18 protein-coding genes are annotated in these 20,768 nt (G+C 71.2%); 10 read left to right on the forward strand and 8 right to left on the reverse strand.

Annotation, left to right across the window (positions count from 1 at the left end; all coding sequences use genetic code 11):
* Positions 1-369 precede the first annotated feature (369 nt).
* On the reverse strand, positions 370-936 hold the full coding sequence (locus AB0910_RS24095) for a TetR family transcriptional regulator (RefSeq protein ID WP_366746707.1): 567 nt from the start codon (positions 934-936) through the stop codon (positions 370-372).
* Positions 937-1,039: 103 nt separating this feature from the next.
* On the opposite strand from AB0910_RS24095, the gene AB0910_RS24100 reads away from it, so the two are divergent.
* Together AB0910_RS24100 and AB0910_RS24105 are read left to right on the forward strand one after the other, a co-directional pair.
* Entirely contained in the window at positions 1,040-1,873 is an 834-nt protein-coding gene (locus AB0910_RS24100) for an SDR family NAD(P)-dependent oxidoreductase (protein WP_366746708.1), read from the forward strand.
* Between the two features lie 160 nt (positions 1,874-2,033).
* Positions 2,034-2,831: an SDR family NAD(P)-dependent oxidoreductase gene (locus tag AB0910_RS24105; RefSeq protein WP_366746709.1), complete on the forward strand. Its 798-nt coding sequence runs from the start codon at positions 2,034-2,036 to the stop codon at positions 2,829-2,831.
* Between the two features lie 225 nt (positions 2,832-3,056).
* Here AB0910_RS24105 and AB0910_RS24110 read toward each other — a convergent pair whose 3' ends face one another.
* Positions 3,057-3,731, reverse strand: coding sequence for a TetR family transcriptional regulator (locus AB0910_RS24110; RefSeq protein WP_366746710.1), 675 nt, complete (start codon positions 3,729-3,731; stop codon positions 3,057-3,059).
* A 151-nt stretch (positions 3,732-3,882) separates the two neighbouring features.
* On the opposite strand from AB0910_RS24110, the gene AB0910_RS24115 reads away from it, so the two are divergent.
* Both AB0910_RS24115 and AB0910_RS24120 read left to right on the forward strand, forming a co-directional pair.
* Complete coding sequence (locus AB0910_RS24115; RefSeq protein ID WP_366746711.1) at positions 3,883-4,755, forward strand: SDR family NAD(P)-dependent oxidoreductase; 873 nt, start codon at positions 3,883-3,885, stop codon at positions 4,753-4,755.
* 16 nt (positions 4,756-4,771) lie between these two features.
* Entirely contained in the window at positions 4,772-5,515 is a 744-nt protein-coding gene (locus AB0910_RS24120) for an SDR family NAD(P)-dependent oxidoreductase (protein ID WP_366746712.1), read from the forward strand.
* A 69-nt stretch (positions 5,516-5,584) separates the two neighbouring features.
* On the opposite strand, the gene AB0910_RS24125 is transcribed toward AB0910_RS24120, so the two are convergent.
* Both AB0910_RS24125 and AB0910_RS24130 read right to left on the reverse strand, forming a co-directional pair.
* Positions 5,585-6,268: a LysE family translocator gene (locus AB0910_RS24125; protein ID WP_366746713.1), complete on the reverse strand. Its 684-nt coding sequence runs from the start codon at positions 6,266-6,268 to the stop codon at positions 5,585-5,587.
* A gap of 30 nt (positions 6,269-6,298) precedes the next feature.
* Positions 6,299-6,880, reverse strand: coding sequence for a snapalysin family zinc-dependent metalloprotease (locus tag AB0910_RS24130; protein WP_366746714.1), 582 nt, complete (start codon positions 6,878-6,880; stop codon positions 6,299-6,301).
* Positions 6,881-7,257: 377 nt separating this feature from the next.
* On the opposite strand from AB0910_RS24130, the gene AB0910_RS24135 reads away from it, so the two are divergent.
* Both AB0910_RS24135 and AB0910_RS24140 read left to right on the forward strand, forming a co-directional pair.
* Positions 7,258-8,430, forward strand: a complete 1,173-nt coding sequence (locus tag AB0910_RS24135; protein ID WP_366746783.1) for a metallophosphoesterase — start codon at positions 7,258-7,260, stop codon at positions 8,428-8,430.
* A 246-nt stretch (positions 8,431-8,676) separates the two neighbouring features.
* Positions 8,677-10,266, forward strand: a complete 1,590-nt coding sequence (locus tag AB0910_RS24140) for a DUF4041 domain-containing protein (protein WP_366746715.1) — start codon at positions 8,677-8,679, stop codon at positions 10,264-10,266.
* A 19-nt stretch (positions 10,267-10,285) separates the two neighbouring features.
* On the opposite strand, the gene AB0910_RS24145 is transcribed toward AB0910_RS24140, so the two are convergent.
* From AB0910_RS24145 to AB0910_RS24160, 4 genes are read right to left on the reverse strand one after another with little or no spacing between them, the layout of a single operon-like run.
* A complete protein-coding gene (locus tag AB0910_RS24145) occupies positions 10,286-10,729 on the reverse strand; it encodes a PIN domain-containing protein (RefSeq protein WP_366746716.1) in 444 nt (147 codons plus the stop codon).
* Complete coding sequence (locus AB0910_RS24150; RefSeq protein WP_366746717.1) at positions 10,726-10,986, reverse strand: CopG family transcriptional regulator; 261 nt, start codon at positions 10,984-10,986, stop codon at positions 10,726-10,728. Before AB0910_RS24150 ends, AB0910_RS24145 begins: the two co-directional genes overlap by 4 nt.
* A gap of 51 nt (positions 10,987-11,037) precedes the next feature.
* Positions 11,038-11,970 carry a LysR family transcriptional regulator gene (locus AB0910_RS24155; protein ID WP_366746718.1) on the reverse strand — a complete coding sequence of 311 codons (933 nt, stop codon included), beginning with the start codon at positions 11,968-11,970 and terminating at the stop codon, positions 11,038-11,040.
* Between the two features lie 52 nt (positions 11,971-12,022).
* The gene (locus AB0910_RS24160; protein ID WP_366746719.1) at positions 12,023-12,433 is read right to left on the reverse strand and encodes a Fur family transcriptional regulator; all 411 of its coding nucleotides are present in this window, start codon (positions 12,431-12,433) and stop codon (positions 12,023-12,025) included.
* Between the two features lie 691 nt (positions 12,434-13,124).
* Here AB0910_RS24160 and katG point away from each other — a divergent pair.
* The 4 genes from katG to AB0910_RS24180 all read left to right on the forward strand — a co-directional run bounded on the left by katG (position 13,125) and on the right by AB0910_RS24180 (position 20,757).
* Positions 13,125-15,365 carry a catalase/peroxidase HPI gene (gene katG / locus AB0910_RS24165; RefSeq protein ID WP_366746784.1) on the forward strand — a complete coding sequence of 747 codons (2,241 nt, stop codon included), beginning with the start codon at positions 13,125-13,127 and terminating at the stop codon, positions 15,363-15,365.
* Between the two features lie 291 nt (positions 15,366-15,656).
* Positions 15,657-17,486 (forward strand): discoidin domain-containing protein, encoded by a 1,830-nt coding sequence (locus tag AB0910_RS24170; RefSeq protein ID WP_366746720.1) that lies wholly within the window; start codon positions 15,657-15,659, stop codon positions 17,484-17,486.
* 159 nt (positions 17,487-17,645) lie between these two features.
* A complete protein-coding gene (locus AB0910_RS24175) occupies positions 17,646-18,938 on the forward strand; it encodes an MFS transporter (protein WP_366746721.1) in 1,293 nt (430 codons plus the stop codon).
* Positions 18,939-19,092: 154 nt separating this feature from the next.
* Entirely contained in the window at positions 19,093-20,757 is a 1,665-nt protein-coding gene (locus AB0910_RS24180; RefSeq protein ID WP_366746785.1) for an L-lactate permease, read from the forward strand.
* The last annotated feature ends 11 nt before the right edge of the window (positions 20,758-20,768 follow it).

A 20,768-nucleotide genomic window follows, 5' to 3' on the forward strand; every position in this document is an offset into this window, starting at 1 on the left:
CAACCCCTCACGAGTTCGAATCTCGTATCCTCCGCTCATGCTCTCACCGGGCATACGTCGTTGGCCCCCGCAGCTCGCTGCGGGGGCCAACGACGTTGAGGGTTGCAGTTGGCCGGGTCCGGCCGCCCGCCTGGGCCGTCACTCCTGTTCGTCGAACGCACCATGGCCCGGCCCGCCGGCCGCCCTCGTCCGCACCGCCGCCGCGCACGCAAACCCGAGCACATCCCGGCCGCCACCGCCGCCAGCCTCATCACCAACCACCGCAGCCTCACCAACTGACACGATCTCTCAGTTCCAGCCGAACATCTCTGCGGCCCCAGCACGCGGCGCGGGCACAGGGTCAGGCAGCGGCTCGACGCGGGGCGGTGGCTACGGCGCGGTCAGGGTTTCCACGGCTGTGCGGACGGCCTCGCGTCGCGCCGCCTCGCTGACTCCGGCGGCGGCGACGACATCGCTTGGCGGGGTGGCCCACATGCGCGCGATGGTCTGAACGGCGAGCACGAGCTCGGCCGCGCCGAGCCGGGCGGAGACCCGGCCGGCCTGCTGTGCGGCAGCGACCTCCGCGATCTTCTCGCGCATCGCGTCGGCCACCGACTCCCGGCCCTCGCGGTCACCGTCCCGTTCGAGTTCGTACCAGGCGACGAAGCGGTCGACTTCAGGGGACGCGGTGCCGGCTTCGTAGAGCCGGACGGCGTAGCCGGGCAGGTCGTCCGCGGTGATCGGCATCAACTCGACGGTGCGCTCGGTGATGTCGTCGAGGACGGCGTCGAAAAGGCCCTCCTTGCTGCCGAAGTAGGTGTAGACGAGCCCGGTGCTGCAGCCGGCGCGCGCGGCGATGGCGTCGGCACGGGTGCCGACGAGGCCGTTCGCGGCGAACTCGCTCAGCGCGGCGTCCAGCAGGCTGCGCTTCTTGCTCTCGGGGTCGCGGATAGCCATGACCCTCATCATATTTATTGAACGGTCATTTGACAACTTGCGGCGACAGGCCTAGCTTCTCCTCTTGAATGACTGTTCAATAAGTAGCGAGAGGACAGACGGCATGTCGAAGGTCTGGTTCATCACAGGCAGCTCCCGCGGCCTCGGCCGCGCGATCGCCGAGACGGCGCTGAGCTCGGGCGCCCAGGTGGTCGCGACCGCACGCCGCCCCGAGCAGCTGGGCGGCCTGGTCGAGAAGTACGGCGAGAACGTCTACCCCGTGGCCCTGGATGTCGCCGACTCCGCCGCGGCCGCCACCGCCGTCGCGGCCGCCGTCGAGCGCTTCGGCCGCATCGACGTGGTGGTCAACAACGCCGGCTACGCCGACACCGCCGCGGTCGAAGACGTGACGATCGAGGACTTCACCGCCCAGATCGACACGGTCTTCCTCGGCACCGTGTACGTCACGAAGGCCGTGCTGCCGATCCTGCGCGAGCAGGGCTCAGGCCACATCTTCCAGGTCTCCTCGCTCGGCGGCCGCATCGGCTCGCCTGGCCTTGCGGCCTACCAGTCCGCCAAGTGGGCAGTCGCGGGCTTCTCCGAAGTGCTCGCGCAGGAAGTGGGGCCGCTCGGCATCAAGGTGACCGTCCTCGAGCCGGGCGGCATGCGCACCGACTGGGCCGGCCCCTCGATGAAGATCCCGCCGGTGAGCGAGCCCTACCGGCAGACGGTCGGCGTCTTCGCGGACATGATCCGCAAGGCCACGGGCACCGAGCCCACCGACCCGGCCAAGGTCGGACAGCTCATCCAGCGCGTCCTCGAACTGCCCGAGCCGCCGGTGCGTCTCCTCGTCGGCTCCGACGCCGTGCAGTACGCCGGCCAGGCGGCCCGGGCCCTCGCCGACTCCGACGCCCGCAACCGCGAGCTGAGCGAGTCCGTCGCCTTCGACGAGAACTGACCCGTACCGCTCCCCTCCTCGCCCGGCCTCCGCGCCCCGGCTCCTCCCCTTGCCGCCCGGCGGAGGCCGGGCACTCCCACCTCACCCGCGGGGCGCCCGCCGCGCTCCCACCTCACCCGCGGGCGCCCGCCCCGCATCCGGTCCGGAAAGAAGCACGCTCATGGAACTCGTCGGAACCACCGCCCTCGTCACGGGCGGGTCGAAGGGCATCGGCTACGCCGAAGCCGACCACCTCATGGCCCACGGCGCCGATGTCGTGATCACCTCCCGCAAGCAGGACGAGATCACCGCCGCGGCCGCAGCCCTCACCGCCGCCCACCCGGGACGCCGCGCCATCGGCGTCGCCGCCGACACGGGCATCGCCGAGGACATCCGCCGCGCCTACGACACTGCGGAGGGCGAGCTCGGCCCCGTCGCGATCGTCGTCAACAACGCCGGCAACAGCACCCTCGACACGATCACCGAACTGCCGGAGAGCGACTGGGACTCGGTGGTGGACACGCATCTGAAGGGCACCTTCCTCTCCACGAAGGAGGCCATCGCCCGCATGAAGGCGAGCGGCACCAAGGGCGCCATCGTCAACACCGGCTCCGTCGAGACCTTCGGCGCCACCCGCGGCAACGCGCACTACACCGCAGCCAAGGCAGGCGTCGCGAAGTTCACCGAGGTCGCCGCCCTGGAGGCCGGCCGGTACGGCATCCGCGTCAACACGGTCTCCCCGGGAGCGGTCGCCACCCCGATCGGCGAAGGCGTCGTCACCCCGGAGTTCGAGGCGGCCTGGCACCGCTCCTTCTCGATAGACCGCTACGGCGAGCCCGCCGACATCGCCAAGGCGGTCGTCTTCCTCGCCAGCGACTACGCCGGCTGGATCACCGGCGTCAACCTCCTCGTCGACGGCGGCTCCGCACTGCGCGGACTGCCCGACTACGTCCACTACCTCCTGCCCGACCAGGACTGAACGGGCGGGCGCCGCGGCACCCTCGCACGCCGCCGTCCATCCGCTACACAAAGGAGAGGAGCAGACACGCGCGGAGCGAGGACAGTCCTCGGAATGCTGCTCCGGCTCGGCATCTCCGGCTCGGCACCGTCGAGTTCGGCCGAAGCGACCGCGCCGCCGGCGTCGGACCGACCGCACCGCTGACGCAGAGGGCCCGCTGGGTGATCCCCCGGCCCCTTCGCGTTCCTACTGCGCGTAGCCGCGGAGGGTCGCGGTGAGGAGGCCGGCGAGCCGGGGGCCGACATCGACAACAGCGTGCGCGAGCTCGGGAGTCTGCTCGTAGAAGCGACGCAGCTCCGTGCCCGGCGCGGCCATCTGCCAGAACGCGCCCGCGAGCGCGGTGGCGGCGGCGACCACGTTCCCGGCCTCGTCCTGTGACAGCGGGACGACATCCAAAACCGCCGCGGCCACGGAGCGGGACGCCGCGATCGCCTGGACCTTGTAACCGCGGACGGCCTCCAGCGAGACACCGCGCTCCAGGTTGATCGGCGTCTGCGCCAGAAGGTCGCAGAACAGGGGCCGCGCAACCAGCGTCTCCGCGAGCACGTCGGCCACAGCCGCCGCCCGCTCGCCGGCGGGCGCTGTCCCGACGTGCGCGGCGAGCTCGACGAGCCGCACCCGCACCGCCTGCGACCAGTCCTCCCACGCGGCCGACGACAAGCGGAGGAAGATCTCCTCACGCGTCTCGAAGTACCGCGTCATCGTGCTCTTGTGCATCCCGACCGCCGCCGCGATCTCGGTCAGCGTGATCTCGCGCACGCTGCGCTCGGCAGCAAGGCGCGCGGCGGCGTCGAGGATCGCCGCCTGGCGCATGTTCTTCGCCTCGGCGCTACGCGCCCGCTCGAAGCCCGTCGTGGTCATGGCGACGAACCATAACACGAAGCATGTTGCACTATGGCATCCCTTCAGATCGCCGACGCATCGTCCATGCACGTCACGAGCTACCACTTCCCGGGCCAAAAGCTAACGCAATCGCGTTGCACTATTAGTGCAACCGTGTTTGACTAACTACATGAGCGCTATACAGACATGGTTCATCACCGGCTCCTCCCGCGGCTTCGGCCGCGCACTGGCGGTCGCCGCTCTTGAAGCCGGCGGCCGGGTCGTCGCGACCGCCCGCCGTCCCGAGCAGCTCGCGGACCTCGCAGAGAAGTACGGCGACCGCGTCCTTCCCGTGGCGCTCGACGTCACGGACGCCTCGGCGGCTTCGGATGCGCTGGAGGCGGGCGCCGCTCGCTTCGGCCGCATCGACGTCGTCGTGAACAACGCGGGCTACGCGAATGTCGCCCCGGTCGAAACGACGTCGGCCGAAGAGTTCCGGCGCCAGTTCGAGACGAACTTCTTCGGCGTCTACAACGTCTCGACGGCGGCTCTGCCGATCCTCAAGAGGCAGGGCGGCGGCACCGTCATCCAGTTCTCGTCCATCGGCGGCCGCGTCGGCCTGACCCCCGGGCTCGGCGCGTACCAGTCGGCGAAGTTCGCCGTCGACGGCCTCACCCGGGCACTGGCAGCCGAGACCGCCCCCTTCGGCATCCGCTACCTCGTGGTCGAGCCCGGCGGCTTCGCCACCGACTGGGCCGGCTCGTCGATGGAGCTCCACGGCATCCCCGAGGACTACCGGCAGACGGTCGGCGCCTTCGCCGACCTCGTCCGCCGCGGCAACGGCAGCTTCACCGCAGGAGACCCCCGGCGTGCCGCCGAGATCCTCGTCCGCGTCGCCGCCCGCGAGCACCTGCCCGGCCACCTCGTACTCGGCGCAGGCGCCGCCGCCTCGGCCATCCGTTACTCAAAGGCCCAGATCGCCGAGGCGAGCACCTGGCAGACCGTCTCCGGCTCGACGGACTTCGGGGCCGAGTACCCCGTCGGCCTCCCGTCCGACAACTGAGGCAGGAATCCACACCATGACCCGATTCAACGACAAGGTCGCCCTCGTCACCGGCGCCGGCTCAGGCATGGGCCGCTCCACCGCGATCCTCCTCGCCGAGCGCGGCGCCGCCGTCACGATCGTCGGACGCCGCGAGAACAGGCTCGACGAGGTCGCCGCCGAGATCGCCGCCAACGGCGGACGCGTGCTCGCCGTCCCTGCCGACGTCAGCAAGCCCGAGGACGTCGAACACGCCGTCACCCGCACCGTCGAGGAGTTCGGCAGCCTGCACTACGCGGTCAACAACGCCGGCGTCTCCGGCGTCTTCACCCCCCTCCACGAGGAGAGCGTCGAGGACTGGCGACGCGTCATCGAAACCGACCTGTCCAGCGTCTTCTACGGCCTGAAGTACGAGGTCCCCGCGATCCTCGCCGCGGGCGGCGGCGCGATCGTCAACGTGTCGAGCGTCTTCGCCGACCGCGGCCACCAGCCCCGCGACTACGCCGCCTCGAAACACGGCATGCGCGGCCTCACCCGTTCCGCGGCCATCGAGTACGGGCCGCAGGGCATCCGCATCAACGAGCTGCAGCCCGGGGTCATCGACACCGAGCTCACCCGGTCCAACCCCGAAGGAACCCGGGCGGTCGCCGACACCGGCATCCCCCTGCGCCGCGTCGGCACCGGAGAGGAGATCGCCACCGCGATCGCCTTCCTCCTGTCCGACGACGCGTCCTACGTCAACGGGGCGCACCTCGCCGTGGACGGCGGCTTCCTCGCCTGAGGCCGATGAGGCCGATGAGGCCGACACCCGAGTTCGGCGCCCGCGAGCGTCACCGTGCCGGGCTCGTGCTCAGTTCTGGCGGAGTCCCTCCAGGGCGATGGTGGCGCCGAGGCCCGCGATCGCGGCGGCTCCGGCGCGGTTGACGGTCCGCAGGCGGCCGCGGGAGCCGAGGAACCAGGATCGTGCGCTTCCGGCGAGGAGCGCCCAGGCGCTGTCGGAGAGCAGGCCGATCAACAGGGGTACGAGGGCGAGGATCAGCATCTGCGCGATCAGGGGCGTCGTACTGTGCGGTGCGACGAACTGGGGCAGGATCGCGGCGAAGAGGATGTAGACCTTGGGGTTGCTGACGCCGACGAGGATCCCGGGCAGGAAGGCGCGGCGCACGGCCGGCCCGGGGACGTCGTTTGCAGGGGCTTCAGGAGGTTCGGCGGCCTCGGCGGCCTCGGCGGCAGGGTCCTGGTGCTTTCCCGCGGTGCGCCAGCCGCGTATCCCGAGCCAGACGAGATACGCGGCACCGGCGTAGCGGATGACCGCGAGCACCAGGTCGGACCGCTGGATGAACGGCCCGAGCCCAAGCGTGATGGCGGTTGCCGCGGCGGCGCAGCCGAGCGTGTTGCCGGCCACGCTCGCCAGGGCCCGGCCGTAGCCGCCTGACAGGGCGCGCCCGATGACGAACAGGACACTCGGCCCGGGGACGACGATGAGCAGCGCCGTGGCGGCCGTGATGCCGAGAAGCTGCGATCCCTCGACCAAGGTCCTGTCCTCTCACCGGTGTCTCGTCCGTCAGGGGGCGAGGGCGGGCGGGGCGTCGACGACGGTGCGGCGGGGCAGGGAGGGGGCTGCGGCCGTGGTGCCGGCGTAGTTGCGGTCGACCTGGGCGGCCTCGGCCGCGTTCGGTTTGGCGTTGGTGCAGGACGTGCCGGGGCCGTGGCCCGACATCAACTCCGAGCAGGGGCCCGTGTAGTCGTCGGGCAGGCCGAGGATGTGGCCGGTCTCGTGGGCCGCGATACGGGTCATGTCGTAGCCCTCGTCGACCGCTTCCTGGCCCAGTTGGACCTGGCCCGTCCTGCCGCCGGGGACGATCGGGCCGAGCGTCGTCTGGGGCCAGCCGGTGGTCGCCACGTAGACGAAATCGGCCGAACTGGACGAACTCGCGGGCGCGAGGCGTACGTTGTGGTCCGCGGCGTTCCAGTTCTTCGCGCCCTGCGCGATCGCGTCCGCCCACTGGGGCGCGCGACTGGCGTCGTAGGTCAGGGTGACCACCGCCGCGCGCGGCTCCGGCGCCGGGTGCGCCGAAGCGGCGCCGGCCGTGACACCCAGTGTGGCCGCGACCAGTGCCGCCACTGCCGCTACTCGCCTGATCATGGGGGTGGTTCCCCTTCCTGACGTCGGTTGCTTGCGGGCAACCAGGGCACCACGTCGTCGGTAGGTGCCACAAGTACGCGGGAGAGTGAGGGAGTTGCGTGAGGGTGGTGGTTGAGTGGGGGACGAGTGGCGGACGATGGGGCCGCGGTGGGACGCAAGGACCTGAGGGCGGTGGCACGGTGGCGGACAGGGATACGGGCAGGGGCATGGACACGGACAGCGAATCCGGCCGGGCGGGGTCGGGGGCGAGTTCGGAGGCCGGTTCCGGCAGCGGGGAGTCGGGGAGCGCCGCCGGGCCGAACGGCGGAGGCGGCCCGCGGCGCGCACGGGCTCTGCGCCGGTGGGTGGGCGGGGGCGCGGTGCTGCTCGTGCTCGCGATGCTGTTCGTCCTGCCGTGGTGGACGCTGTTCGGTTCCGGGGCGGGCTGGCCGGTGCCTGTCGTCGTCGCCGGCACGGTCGTCTTCGCCGGCTTGCTGGTCGCCTTCCCCTTCCTGGTGGCGGCGGGCCATGTGCGGGGGCGGTCCGACCGGGCGGCCCGCTGGGCGGACAGCACCCTCGGGGTGGTCTGGGTGCTGTTCACCTGGTCGGTGCTCGGCGGGCTCGCGCACCTCGTGCTGATCGGGCTGGGCCTCGGCGGCACCGGGACGGCGCGGGGCGTCGCCGTGGCCGTCGCCGCGGTCGGCGCGGGGCTGCTGGCGTGGGGGCATCACGAGGCGATGCGCGTGCCCCGGGTACGGCGTCTCGACGTCCGTGTCCCGCGGCTCGGCGGCGGCCTCGACGGCACCCGCGTCGTCGTCCTCGCCGACACCCACTTCGGGCCGATCGACCGGGCCGGCTGGTCGCGGCGGATCGCGGAGGCGGTCAACGCGCTCGACGCCGACATCGTGATCCACGCGGGCGACATCGCCGACGGCACGCCCGCCCAGCGCCGGGAGCAGTCGGCGCCGCTCGGGACGATCAGCTCGCGGCTCGCGAAGGTCTACGTCACGGGGAACCACGAGTACTTCGGGGAGGCGCAGGGCTGGCTCGACCGCATGGCGGACCTGGGCTGGGAGCCGCTGCACAACCGCCATGTCGTCGTGGAGCGCGGCGGTGACGCGCTCGTACTCGCCGGTGTCGACGACCTGACCGCGGAGTCCTCCGGCCTTGCCGGGCACCGCGCCAACCTGGCCCAAGCGCTGGCGGGGGCGGACCCCGAGCGGCCGGTCCTGCTCGTCGCCCACCAGCCCAAGTACATCGGGCAGGCCGCCGCGGCCGGGGTCGACCTGCAGGTCTCAGGGCACACACACGGCGGCCAGATCTGGCCGTTCCACCACCTCGTACGCATCGACCAGCCGGTGGTGCAGGGCCTGAGCCGGCACGGCGAGCGCACGCAGCTCTACACCAGCCGCGGCACCGGCTTCTGGGGCCCGCCCTTCCGGGTCTTCGCCCCGAGCGAGATCACCCTGCTCACCCTGCGCCGGGGCGGCACGCCCGACGCGCCGCCGTGCCCTCGGGATCATGCCACCGCGGACACGGAACCGACGGCCGGGACGAGTGCCGGCAGCTGACAGGTGCCGGCAGCTGACAACCCGGGCTCCGCGACGGCTTCTGAGGCCAACGGACATCTGCTCGCGGGGCATTTGGTCCGCCCTGTGGACGCTGCTGCATCACTCCAGCCCCGGGTCTGCCGAACGGAGTCGTCGTCGCCGGTCTGTATGCGAAAGCGCACGGAGTGTAGCGTTGCTCCTTCCTCTCGACGACGGTCGTGGAGGCAGTGCGCTGAGGGCTCGGACGCGTACATCTGGGGGGACTTGATGAACCGCTATCGCTTCAACCCGCCGCCTGGCTGGCCGACGCCACCGGACGGCTGGGTGCCGCCGGCAGGCTGGGAACCCGATCCTTCCTGGCCCCCGTTGCCTGACGGCTGGCAGCTGTGGGTGCCGAACGACTCCGTAGCCGGTACCACCACGGCCTGGGGCGGCATTGCGGGCGATCAGCGCTCGCAGCAGCCTTCCGGCGCGGGAGGCGGCGCCACCGTGCCGCCTGCCCGGCGAGGTGGCCTGCTGGGCAGACTGCGCCGGGAAGGGCCTGCCGAGATCGAGCAGTTGCGTGCGTGGATCTCGAACACTCAGGGTGCCGACGCTCTGGAGGTGGCTCGACTGATTCAGCAAACGCACGATACAGCCGAGGGCATCCGTATCCAGGCCGCCGAGGAAGCGGAGGCGATCCTCAAGGAAGCCCGCGAGGTCGTCAAAGAGATCAAAGCCGACGCCCGGCGAACGGCGCAAGAGACCGAACGCGTCCGCAAAGATGCTGACCGGCACCGTAGCGAGGTCTTCAAGGCCGAGACGAAGCTCACCCAATTGCGGGCCCAGATCGTCACCACCGACGAGACGGCCATGCTCCAGCAAGTGGGCATCTACGCCTACCGCCACCCATTGCAGGATGCCGTCGCCTATCGCAGTTCCCTGGATTCGCTGCGCGCCGAGATCAAGGAGCTCGCCCGCACCAACCGCGCCGTACTCGCGGCCACGGACTGGACGGTCAACGGCTCAGTGCGGGAGGGCCGCAAGATGGTGCGCGACTTCTCCAAGCTTATGCTGCGCGCATACAACGCCGAGGCAGACTATGCGGTGCGCAGCATGCGCCCCCATCGCCTCACCTCTCTTGTCGACCGCCTCTACAAGAGCCGGGAAACCGTCGCCAAGCTCGGCGCCACCATGCACATCCGCATTGCGGACGCCTACCACAACGCCCGTGTACGGGAATTGGAAATGACCGCGGACTTCCTGCAGAAGAAGGAAGAGGAGAAGGAGGCACAGCGCGAGGCCCGGGCTCGTGAACGCGAGGAGGCAGCCGCGCAGCGGGAACTCGACCGCGAGCGGGAAAAGCTCCAGAAGGAGTTGGGGCACTACCAGTCAGCGCTCGAACGGCTGAGGGAACGCGGCGACCACGCTGCGGTCCGGGAGATGGAGGCGAAACTCGCCGACATCGAGGAGGCCCTGAACGACGTGGAGGCTCGCGCGGCCAACGTGCGAACCGGTTACGTTTACGTGATCTCCAATGTGGGTGCCTTCGGCGACAGCATCGTGAAAATCGGTATGACTCGGCGACTTGAGCCCCTTGAGCGCGTCTACGAACTGAGTGGGGCCGCCGTCCCCTTCCGCTTCGACGTGCACGCCTTCATCTTCAGCAAGGACGCGGTCGGTCTGGAGTCACGACTGCACCAGGAGTTCGCCTCGCGCCGCGTCAACCGCGTCAACCGCAGGAAGGAATTCTTCTACGTGACGCCGAGCGAGGTACGCGACGCGCTGGAGCGGTATGCGGGCGAGCACGTCGTCGAGTTCAACGAGGTACCGCAGGCGCTCGAATGGCGGGCCAGTGCAGCAGTTCAGGGCTCCTGAACCACGGCGCCTCGCGATCTCAGACCGGCAGGTCGTCGGGCAGGACGCGGAAGCATTTGTGGCGGCCCAGTGGGCGCACGGCCCGGAAGTCGCGGCGGTCCAGGGTGAGGACCGCGTCGGTGTCGTACTCCGAGGCCAGCGCGACGTTCACCGCGTCGGCCAGGTCGAGGTCGAGCGCGGCATACCTGAGCCGTACGGACTGGGCGGCGGCGAGATGGGACTCCGTGATCTCGGGCACGACGACGCGGCTCACGCTCATCCAGCGCCTGATGTCGTCGACCGCGCTCATCGCCGCCTCACGGCCCAGCTCCCGGGTGGCGACGTGGTCGATTTCGGCGAGCAGCAACGGGGACATCACGAGGAGCCCGGCGGACATGATCGCCTCGTTGGCTCCCCGGTGATCCGGGTGCGCGGCGTCCAACGCGGCCAGCAGGCCCGAGGTGTCGGCGATGACGATGATCACGCGTCGGTTCCCGGCCGGGTCCCCCGCTCGGCGGCGTCGGCCACCGCGTCGCGCACCTCCTCCTTCGAAGGCGTACGGCCAGGCCCCTCGAAGGTGCGGGAGAACAGCGGCTCGTCCCAGACCCGGTTGGCCATGGCGGCCAGGTGGATGCCCTGGCGGATGATCTCGGCCTCACTGATCCCACGCCGGGCCGCCGCGTCCTTGATGATCGCAAGATCGTCAGGATCGGCATACACGTTCGTGCGCTTCATGGACATGTACCAAGACTAACCCATGTACCAGACTTGGCACACGCCCTCGCCGTCCGATCACCGTCGGTGCGGGTCGTCCTGGGGGAGCCAGGCGGCGGGGTGGGCGAGGTTCGGGGGGCGGGCCGTGGTGGTGAGGGTGTCGGCGGTGGCCAGGACGGCGGGGCGGTGCTCGCTGCGGCGCAGGACGAGGGACCAGGTCCAGTAGGGCTCGGGAGCGACGAGGGGGCGGCGCACGAGGTCAGGGGGGAGGGGGTCGTCCTGGCTCTTGGGCGAGTTGACGAGGGGGCGCGGGGAGCGGCGCACGTGGTCGAAGAAGGCGGGGCCTGTGATGCCGCCGTCGTGGACGCGCACCTCGCGGGCGCCCGTGTCGCGGGCCAGTTGCCTGGCGTAGGAGTTCCAGGCCGACCAGGAGGTGTCGTCGTCGACGAGGACCGCGGTGTCGGCGGTGCGCACCGCGCCGGGGCCGGGAGGGGAGCCGGCGGCGGGCGCGACCGCGTAGAGGCGGTCGGCGCCGAGGAGGTGGGCCGTGAGTCCGTAGCGGTCGAGGTCCTCCGTGCCGACCCGGCACACGGCCAGGTCGAGGCTGCCGTCTGCGACGCGCGCCGCCTGGGTGTGCGAGGGCGCGGTCCAGGTGTCGATGTGGAGGCGGGCCACGGCCGCCGTGCGCTCGCGCAGGTCAGGGGGGAGCCAGTTCACCCGGCCGAGGCGCACGGGTGCGGAGCCGGCGAGCCGGGCGGCGCGGTGGCGCAGGTCGTCGGCCTGCGCCAGCAGGGACCTCGCGTACGGGAGAAGGGAAGCGCCCGTCCCGGTGAGGGCCACGGAGCGGCGGTCGCGGTCGAAGAGGCGGACGCCGAGGTCGCGTTCGAGCGCCTTGATCTGCTGGGAGAGGGAGGGGCCCGCGATCAGCAGCCGCTCGGCGGCCCGGCCGAAGTTGAGCTCCTCGGCGACCGTCACGAAGTACCGCAGTTGGCGGAGTTCCACGCCCGTCATGCTAGAGCGCGCGGGGCGGACAACGGCTGGTCGGGGGCGCGGCGGAGCCGTCCTACCCGCAGTCCGGGCACAGCCCGCGGTAGGTGACCTCGGCCTCGGCGACCGTGAAGCCGAAGCGCTCGGAGGGCGGCAGGTCGGCGAGCGGATTGCCGGTGGGGTGGACGTCGCGGACCGTGCCGCAGCGGGAGCAGATCAGGTGCTGGTGCGGGTGGTGCGCGTTGGGGTCGTACCGCTTGGCGCGGCCGTCGGTGGAGACCTCGATGATCTCGCCGAGGGAGACCATCTCGCCCAGCGTGTTGTAGACCGTCGCGCGGGAGATCTCGGGGAGCCGCTCCGCCGCACGCGCGTGCACCTCGTCGGCGGTCAGGTGCACGTGGTCGCCGTCGAGGACCTGCGCGACGACACGTCGCTGCGACGTCAACCGCCAGCCGCGCCCGCGCAGCCGCTCCAGCAGGTCACTCATGTCGGTTCACCTATTCAGGTTCGTGGGATACCCGAAGTTTACCAGCGGACGTCCGGAATCCGATCAGATATGCGTTTGGTGTACTTCTTGACTTGGACTCCGTCCATCGTAGGATCAGTTCCTGCAAGAGCCAAGAGGCAGGAAGACTTCAGCACGGCAGGAGACAGCGACGTGAGGGGATCACCGCCGAGCAATCGCGCGGTGCCCGGTCCGCGGATGGCCGCACCCCGCGCGTCGCACCGCCCGCCGCCGACGACGGCCACCGTGCCGACGACGGCCACCGTCCCGGCGCCGAAGCCGTCGCCGCCGGGGCGCGCGCCCGGCCGGGCCGCGCCCGGCTCCCCGCCGCGCGCCGGCCGTACGGTGCCGTCGCCCGGCGCCCGTACGGCGGCACCCTGTGCCGGCCGGCCGGCACGGGCCCGCGGCGGCGGTACGGCACCTGCCGTGCGGGCAGCGCGTCACCCCGCCCGGCCCCGTACGACGGCCCCGGCCCTCCCTCGCCCCACCGCGGGGCGGAGGCGGGCGCCAGGGCCGGGACGGCGAGCGGGACCGGGAGGCGCAGAGGCCCGTGCCCCCGCGCTCCCGCCGCCGTCCACCGCCAGAGCACCCGCATCCCCGCACTCCCCGAGCACCGTGTCCCCGCGCACCGTGATCCGCCAGGCCCGGAAGGATTCCCATGTCTGAGTCAGAGCTGTCAGAGAACCACGAAGCAATCGTCACCGATCCGAAAACCGACGGCACGGACGGCATCGGCGGCTGCCCGGTCGCCCACACGCGCGCCCCGCACCCCACCCAGGGCGGCGGCAACCGCGACTGGTGGCCGAAGCGCCTCAACCTGAAGATCCTCGCCAAGAACCCCGCAGTGGCCAACCCGCTCGGTGAGGACTTCGACTACGCCGCCGCGTTCAAGACCCTCGACCTGCCCGCCGTGAAGCGGGACATCGCCGAGGTCCTGACGACATCGCAGGACTGGTGGCCCGCGGACTTCGGCCACTACGGGCCGTTCATCATCCGCATGGCCTGGCACAGCGCCGGCACGTACCGCATCAGCGACGGCCGCGGCGGCGCCGGTGCGGGCCAGCAGCGCTTCGCGCCCCTCAACAGCTGGCCGGACAACGTCAACCTGGACAAGGCCCGCCGCCTGCTGTGGCCGGTGAAGAAGAAGTACGGCCAGAGCCTTTCCTGGGCCGACCTGCTGATCCTCGCCGGCAACGTGGCCCTGGAGAGCATGGGCTTCGAGACCTTCGGCTACGCCGGCGGCCGCGAGGACGTGTGGGAGCCCGAGGACGACGTCTACTGGGGCCCCGAGAAGACCTGGCTCGGCGACGAGCGCTACAGCGGCGACCGCGAGCTCGAAGAGCCCCTCGGCGCCGTGCAGATGGGCCTCATCTACGTCAACCCCGAGGGCCCCAACGGCAACCCGGACCCGCTGGCCTCCGCCCGCGACATCCGCGAGACGTTCCGCCGCATGGCGATGAACGACGAGGAGACCGTGGCGCTGATCGCCGGCGGCCACACCTTCGGCAAGACCCACGGCGCGGGCCCCGCCGACTCGGTCGGCCTCGACCCGGAGGCCGCGCCGCTTGAGCAGCAGGGCCTCGGCTGGCGCAACACCTTCGGCACCGGCAAGGGCGCCGACACCATCACCTCCGGCCTTGAGGTGACCTGGACCACCACGCCCACGCAGTGGAGCAACGGCTTCTTCGACAACCTCTTCGGCTACGAGTGGGAGCTCACCAAGAGCCCCGCGGGCGCCAACCAGTGGAAGCCGAAGGACGGCGCGGGCGAGGGCACCGTCCCGCACGCCCACGACTCCTCGAAGAAGATCGCCCCCTCGATGCTCACGACGGACCTGGCGCTGCGCGTCGACCCGGCGTACGAGCAGATCTCGCGGCGCTTCCACCAGAACCCGCAGGAGTTCGCCGACGCGTTCGCCCGCGCCTGGTTCAAGCTGACCCACCGCGACATGGGCCCGGTCGGCCGCTACCTCGGCCCCGAGGTCCCGAGCGAGACCCTGGTGTGGCAGGACCCGCTGCCCGAGGTCACGCACGAGCTCGTCGACGCCGCGGACATCGCCTCGCTCAAGAGCAAGATCCTCGCGTCGGGCCTTTCGGTGTCCCAGCTGGTGTCCACCGCGTGGGCTTCGGCGTCGTCGTTCCGCGGCAGCGACAAGCGCGGCGGCGCCAACGGCGCCCGCATCCGCCTCGAACCGCAGCGCGGCTGGGAGGTCAACAACCCGGAGCAGCTCCCGACGGTGCTGCGCGGCCTCGAGGCCGTCCAGGAGGAGTTCAACTCCGCGCAGACCGGCGGCAAGCGCGTCTCGCTCGCCGACCTGATCGTGCTCGCGGGCGGCGCCGCCGTCGAACAGGCCGCCAAGAAGGCCGGCTTCGACATCGAGGTGCCCTTCACGCCGGGCCGTGCGGACGCCACGCAGGAGCAGACCGACACGGAGTCGTTCGCCGCGCTGGAGCCGACCTCGGACGGGTTCCGCAACTACATCGGCAAGGGCAACCGCCTCCCCGCCGAGTACCTGCTCATCGACCGGGCGAACCTGCTCAAGCTGAGCGCCCCCGAGATGACGGTCCTCGTCGGCGGCCTGCGGGTGCTGGGCGCCAACTACCAGCAGTCGAAGACGGGCGTCCTCACGGACACCCCCGAGTCGCTCACCAACGACTTCTTCGTCAACCTGCTCGACCTGGGCGTCGACTGGACGCCCGCGACCGAGGATTCGCGCACCTTCGAGGGCCGCGACGCGTCCACGGGCGAGCTGAAGTGGACCGGCAGCCGGGCCGACCTGGTCTTCGGCTCCAACTCCGAGCTGCGCGCCCTCGCGGAGGTCTACGCGAGCGACGACGCCAAGGAGAAGTTCGTGAAGGACTTCGTCGCCGCCTGGCACAAGGTCATGGAGCTCGACCGGTTCGACCTGGTCTGATCCGTCCCGCTCACTGGAGCCGCCCCGGTACGCGCGTACCGGGGCGGCTCCGGCGTTTTCCGTGGGCGCTCCCGACTGCCGTGTCTTCTCTCCCCGTTGGCCGTACGCACTCCCCCGCGGGCCCCGTGCGCCGCGCCGCCGCGCGCGGGCGAAAGCGGACGTGCCCGTTCTCTTGACAGTGGTCCGAGCCGGGTCGATTCTCCTGAGAGCGCTCTCAGCTCCCCTGTGCACGGCAACTGACGCCCGCCCGGGTGCAGTTGCCGGCACCCCCCACGAGGCCTAGGAGTACGGATGTCGTTCAGACGCACGAGCGGGCGCAGACGCCTGGCCGGCGGGCTGCTCGCGGTGGTCGCCACCGCGGCCGTCGCGTTCGCCGGGTCGCCCGCCGCATCGGCGCAGCCCGCCGGTGCCGACCACCCCGCCGCCGCGGCCCAGGCGCGGCAGGCGGCGCCGAAGGCGGCGGCCGCCCCGTCCGCCGTGCCCGCGGCGCCCGCCGGATTCACCACCACCTGGAGCGACGACTTCAACGGTCCCGCGGGCACCGGCCTCGACACCGGTACTTGGCGGTACGACACCGGCGAGGGCTGGACCTTCGGCACCGGTGAGATCGAGACGATGACCAACAGCACGGCCAACGTCTACCAGGACGGCAACGGCCACCTGGTGCTCAAGGCCCTGCACTCGGGCACCGACCCCAACTCCGGCTGGACCTCGGGCCGGGTCGAGACGCAGGCCGACGGGTTCGGCGCGCAGCCCGGCGGGGTCGTGCGGATGCAGGCGTCGATCCAGCAGCCGGACGTCACGGCCGCCAACGGCGCGGGCTACTGGCCCGCGTTCTGGATGCTCGGCTCGCCCCTGCGGATCGGCGTGCCGTGGCCGGGCTCGGGCGAGGTCGACATCCTGGAGGACGTCAACGGCCGCAGCTCCGTCTTCGGCACGCTGCACTGCGGGGTGAGCCCCGGCGGGCCGTGCAACGAGAGCAGCGGCGTGGGCAGCGGCGAACACGCCTGCGCGGGCTGCCAGACCGGCTACCACACGTACGCGGTCGAGGTGGACCGCTCGACCTCGCCCGAGCAGATCCGCTGGTACCTCGACGGGCAGAACTACTTCACCCTGCGCTCCGACCAGGTCGACGCCACCGCCTGGGCCAACGCCGTCGACCACTCGTACTACATCATCTTCGACCTCGCCATGGGCGGCGGCTTCCCCGCGGCCTTCGGCGGCGGGCCGAACGCGAACACGGTCTCGGGCGGCGCGATGAACATCGACTACGTCGCCGTCTACAACAAGGCGCCGGCCGGCCACGCCGACCTGGGCCAGAACATCGCCCAGGGGAAGCCGACCACCGCGTCCTCCACGGAGAGCGGGGACTTCCCCGCCTCCAACGCCACGGACGGCGACATCACCACCCGCTGGTCGAGCGGCTTCTCCGACCCGCAGTGGCTCCAGGTCGACCTCGGGAAGTCGTACAACCTCACGCACGCCACGCTGACCTGGGAGGCCTCCACGGCCTCCGCCTACCAGTTGCAGACGTCCGACGACGGGACCAACTGGAGAACGATCTACACCAACAACAACAGCCCGCAGGACATCCAGGACACCGCGCTCTCCGGATCCGGCAGATACGTGCGCGTCTACGCCACCTCAAGAGCCTCCCAATGGGGTGACTCTCTCTACGAGTTGGCGCTGTACGGCACACCGTCCGACGGGACCGGCACCAACCCGCCGGGCAACGGCACCCTCCTGTCGCAGGGCAGGACGGCGACCGCGTCGTCGGCCGAGAACGACAGCTTCGCCGCCGCCAACGCCGTCGACGGCAACCCCGGCACCCGCTGGTCGAGCGGGTTCTCCGACCCGCAGTGGCTCCAGGTCGACCTGGGCTCCACCCGCACGCTCAGCAAGGTCGCGCTGAACTGGGAGACCGCGTACGCCACCGCGTACCAGATCCAGACGTCCACCAACGGCACCTCCTGGACGACCGTCTACTCCACCACCAACGGCACGGGCGGCAACCAGACCGTCCCGGTCACCGGCTCGGGCCGCTATGTGCGGGTCAACTGCACGGCACGGTCCACCCCGTACGGCGACTCCCTCTGGGAGTTCCAGGTCTACGGGACCTGAGCCGCACGCGCGGCGCGGCGGGCCACGCGGCCCGCCGCGCCGCGCAGCTCTGCCACGGGCGCCAAAGCCGTGCCAAGCAGCGTCAAGCTTTGTCCTCGACTCACGTCCGCCGGTGTCGACGCCGTTGACATGCCTAGGACCAGGTCTTAGCGTCCGCGAATGCTGAATACGGTGTGGCAGCAAGCGCGCGGTCTGAACGGGGACCAGCGCAACGCGTTCATCGCCGCCTATCTGGGCTGGACGATGGACGCCTTCGACTACTTCCTCGTCGTACTCGTCTACAGCGAGATCGCGGACGACTTCCACGTCTCGCTCACCGACATGGCGTTCCTGACGACGGTCACGCTGATCATGCGGCCGGTGGGCGCCTTCGTCTTCGGCCTGTGGGCGGACAAGCGCGGCAGACGCACCCCCCTCATGGTCGATGTGCTGTTCTACTCCGTGGTCGGATTCGCCTGCGCCTTCGCGCCCAACTACGCGGTCCTGCTGGTGCTCCGCCTGCTGTACGGCATCGGCATGGGCGGCGAGTGGGGCCTCGGGGCCGCGCTCGCGCTGGAGAAGATCCCGGCGGAGAAGCGCGGCTTCTGGTCCGGCATGCTCCAGGGCGGCTACTCCTTCGGCTATCTGCTCGCGGCCCTCGCCTTCCTCTTCATCGAGCCGGCCTTCGGGTGGCGCGGGCTGTTCGCGTTCAGCCTGATCCCCGCGCTGGTGGCACTGTTCGTACGGAGCCGGGTCGGGGAGAGCGAGGCGTGGAAGGAGTCGGTGAAGGCCAACACCACGCCCGCCCGCAAGATCTTCCGGAACCCGGTCGTCCTGAAGCGCTTCGTCTATCTGGTGCTGCTGATGACGGCGTTCAACCTGATGTCGCACGGCACCCAGGACGTGTACCCGACCTTCGTCAAGAAGGGCCTCGGGATGACGCCGACCACCGCCATCTGGATCGCGATCGTCTACAACATCGGCGCGATGATCGGCGGGCCGCTGCTCGGCGCCTACTCCGAGCGGATCGGCCGGCGCCGGATGATCGTGATCGCGGGCATCGTGGCGCTGCCGATCGTGCCGTTCTTCGCCCTGTCGCGGACCGCCGGGCTGCTCGCGCTGAGCTCGTTCCTGATGCAGCTGTGCGTGCAGGGCGCGTGGGGCGTCATCCCCGCGCACCTCAACGAGCTCAGCCCGGACGCGATCCGCGGCTTCTATCCGGGCGTGACCTACCAGCTGGGCAACTGCATCGCCGCGCTGAACCTGCCGCTGCAGGAGTCGCTCGCCGGGCACTACAGCTACCCGACGGCGCTGATCGTGACGGTCGCGCCGACGCTGGTGCTGATGATCGTGCTGACCCTGCTGGGCAAGGAGGCGCGCGGACGGCGCTTCGGCGCCGACGAGCCGCCGGACGCCCCGCCCGCCGCGCGCCCCGCCCCGCCCGCGGCGGGCGGGGCGCAGGCCGCGACCTGACGGCAGCTCACCGTCCGCCCGTGGGTGCGGGTTCCGGGCCGTGGGGAAGGAGGCGCACGCCTCTTCCCCACGGCCCTTTGCGGTGCCACCATGATCGAGCCATCAGGCGAGACGCTGTTCACACTGGTGAACGTTGGAGGTGGACCGCACCCTCATGCACTACACCCAGAACCTTCCCCTCGCGTCGGTCGGCTGGTCCGCTCTGATCGCCGCGGTCCCCCTGCTGACGGTCCTCGTCCTCCTCGGCGTCTTCCGGCTCAAGGCCCAGTGGGCGGGGCTCGCCGCGCTCGGCGTCTCGCTCGCCGTCGCGCTGTTCGCCTACGGCATGCCGGCCGGCCTGACCTTCGACGCGGCGGGCTACGGCGCGGCCAACAGCGTGCTGACGGTCCTGTGGATCACCTTCAACGCCATCTGGATCTACAACCTGACCGTGGAGACGGGCCACTTCGCCGTGTTGCGCAGGGCCTTCGCCGCGATCAGCGACGACCGGCGCATCCAGGCGATCGTGATCGCGTTCTCCTTCGGCGCGCTGATGGAGGCACTGGCGGGCGGCGGTTCCCCGATCGCGATCTGCTCCGTGATGCTGATCGCCGCGGGCTTCCCGCCGCTCAAGGCCGCCGTGATCGCGCTGCTCGCGGACACCGCGCCGGTCGCCTTCGGCGGGATGGGCAACCCGATCACCATCCTCGGCTCGGTCACCCATCTGAACGCAGACGACTTCGGCGCCATGACGGGGCGCCAGGCGCCCGTGCTCGCCTTCCTCGTCCCGTTCCTGCTCGTCGCCGTCGCCGACGGGCCCCGCGCGCTCCGGCAGGTCTGGCCCGCCGCGCTGACCGCGGGCGCCACCTTCTGCGGTACGCAGTTCGCGCTGGCGAACTACTGGGACTACAAGCTCTGCGACATCTTCGCCGCGCTGGTCTCCGCCGGGGCCGTCGTGGCGCTCAACCGCGTCTGGCAGCCCGCGGACGGCGGCAGCGCCCCCGCGCCCGGCACCCCGCCGGTGATCGCGGGCGGCGCGGTGGACCACGACCCCGTCGCCGAGCGGCGCGCGGGCCGTCCGGAGGGCGGCGACGGGCGGCGGGACGTGCTGGTGGCGTTCGCCCCGTACGTGATCGTGGTGGTGCTGTTCTCGCTGGCGCAGATCGACCCGGTCAAGGGGTGGCTCGCCCGGGGCACCGCCGGCTTCCAGTGGCCCGGCCTCGCCCACATCACCACCGCCGACGGCGCGCCCGTCTCGACGTTCTTCTCCGTGCCCTGGGCCTCCACCGCGGGCACGCTCCTCTTCGTCTCCGGCGTCCTCACCGCGCTCGTCCTGCGCCTGAGCCCGCTGAAGGCGCTGCGCGTGTACGGGTCGACGATCCGCCAGTTCGGCTGGGCGATCTTCACCGTGCTCTGCGTCTTCGCGCTGTCGTACGTGATGAACCTGTCCGGCCAGATCACCACGCTCGGCCTGTGGCTCGCGCAGACCGGCGCGGCCTTCGCGTTCCTCTCCCCGCTGGTCGGCTGGTTCGGGGTGGCCGTGACGGGCACGGACGCGGGCTCCGACGCCCTCTTCGGCGGCCTCCAGCTCACGGCCGCGCACCAGCTGGGCGCCTCGCCGATCCTGTTCGGCGCCGCCAACACCACGGGCGGCGTGCTGGCCAAGATGATCTCCCCGCAGAACCTGGCGATCGGCACGGCGGCCGTCGGCACGGTGGGCGCGGAAGGCACCCTGTTCCGCCGGGTGTTCGGCTGGAGCGCCGCGCTGATGGCGCTGCTCTGCGTACTCGTCTACCTCCAGTCGACGAGCGTCCTCGGCTGGATGGTGGTCGGCGGCTGACCCCCGCACCC

Source organism: Streptomyces sp. NPDC047002 (assembly GCF_040704505.1).
In the GTDB taxonomy this organism is placed as follows: Bacteria; Actinomycetota; Actinomycetes; order Streptomycetales; family Streptomycetaceae; genus Streptomyces.